We start from the raw sequence: 1,685 nt of genomic DNA on the forward strand, positions 1-1,685 counted from the left end.
TTTCTCGCGTGTAACTGGAGTCCTGGAAGGGCGGTCACAATCCAAGGGACTGCTAACTCTTCCGATGGCGGCAAGTCTATTAAGCAAGATTGCTTTAACCTCCTTGTAAGGAGTATAAAGACTGATTTCAGTGTCATCAGCTCTATGCTTAATATTAACCGCAGCGTTTGTATCAGCCTGCGAAACTTCCCCATTCACATGGTGAAACTTATCGCCAACTCGCCTTCCTTCCAGACGACCAGTCTTTGAGTCCATTTGTGAAGTATACGCAGCATTAACAACTCGCAGACAAGAACCTCTTGCCTTGGTCACTGATTCTAATGCTTCTGCCAGAGAACCTTTGGCCCAAGCTGACATTAATCTATTGTAACGTTTCCATTTCTCTTTACTGGAGAATGGTTTGGTGAGATCTTCTGTCCTCACCTCCACAGCCTTATCAACTATTCGATGAGCAGACTCAAAAGCAATATCCCTAACAAGTATTTTCTTCTTTTCTATATTACGATTAAGCTTTTTTCTTCCAAGGTTGTATTTTTGAATATTTGCTGCTTTATGAAGTTTCTTCTTAGAAATCTGAAACAGCTTGTTTCTAGCCTTTCCTCTACGATTTCGATTTTCAGTTTCAGAAGTAAGAACCTTCCCAAGATTTTCACCATAAAAGTCACCTTCGCTATCAGCGAAAGCTTCAGAATATCCTTTATCGATTCCTAGTATCTCATCGCCACACTTTGCAAATTTTTTCTGTTTTATTGCATAGTGAATTTGAACATAACCGTCTTTCATTATTAGCCTTAGACAGCCTTTTAGTTTGATATTCGAATTGAGCGGAATGCACAGCTTTCTACCTCTCTCAAAGGTAGGAACCTTAAGCCACGTATTGCCATCTTTTCCTAGGAATTGGCTGTAAACACCTCCTTCAAGGATAATCTGATTAGATACATTAGTTCTTCCATGTTTTTTGTATTTTCGCATTTTCCGAGAAAGGAACGGATCGTTTGGCCATTCGTTTTTCTTAAGAAGAGTATAGAGCCTCTTTCTCTCGTCTTTGTTATTCGTTCTACTTGCAATATCTTGTTTAACCTTCACCTTGCAAGCTTCTTCATATAGAGAGATATCATCAAGGGTATCTCGAAGAGTTTCTTTCCATGCCTTAGCTGGAAGAGGAGAAAATTCTCTTGTTTTTACCCATTCATCTCTTATTTTTCTATGGTTAACACCAACTCCGTTGACCGAACCAAAACGATGCCAGACTTCTTTCCGAATACTCCCAAGAAGATTAGCTTGCTCACAAAGCTCATCATACTTTCTCTTGTTAAGATTTTTTGATTTTACTATGCGGCAAACTTTGGGCATTTACTTGCAAACCTCGTCAGCAGCGTCTTTTAAGGCTTGAACAATCTTCTTGTTTTTGTGTGATCGGGAGCCGTATAATCTTGCGTTGAATACGGTGATGATTTCCAGTACATCTCTAGTTAAATCTTCTTCATATGTACTCTCTTCGCTGGAATTAATAACTACTACTTCGCTACCAACATGCTCGCAAATAGAGAAAATCAATTCAGACCCAAATCGAAGAAGTCTATCCTTGTGGGTTATCACAAGTCTTCCGATTTCTTGATTGCACAAGCTTTTAATAAGTTTCTTAAGACCTTTTTTGTTGTAGTTCATCCCTGAACCTAGGTCTT

At 39.2% G+C, this 1,685-nt stretch carries 2 protein-coding genes; both read right to left on the bottom strand.

Features of this window, described 5'->3' with window-relative positions; translation table 11 throughout:
* Positions 1–1,353, bottom strand: a 1,353-nt coding sequence (locus B9N89_RS31135) for a zinc ribbon domain-containing protein (RefSeq protein ID WP_143478324.1), incomplete at its 3' end; no start/stop codon positions are given.
* Positions 1,354–1,685, bottom strand: a 332-nt coding sequence (locus B9N89_RS31140) for an IS607 family transposase (RefSeq protein WP_143478325.1), incomplete at its 5' end; no start/stop codon positions are given.

This window comes from Pseudobacteriovorax antillogorgiicola, from assembly GCF_900177345.1.
In the GTDB taxonomy this organism is placed as follows: Bacteria; Bdellovibrionota_B; Oligoflexia; order Oligoflexales; family Oligoflexaceae; genus Pseudobacteriovorax; species Pseudobacteriovorax antillogorgiicola.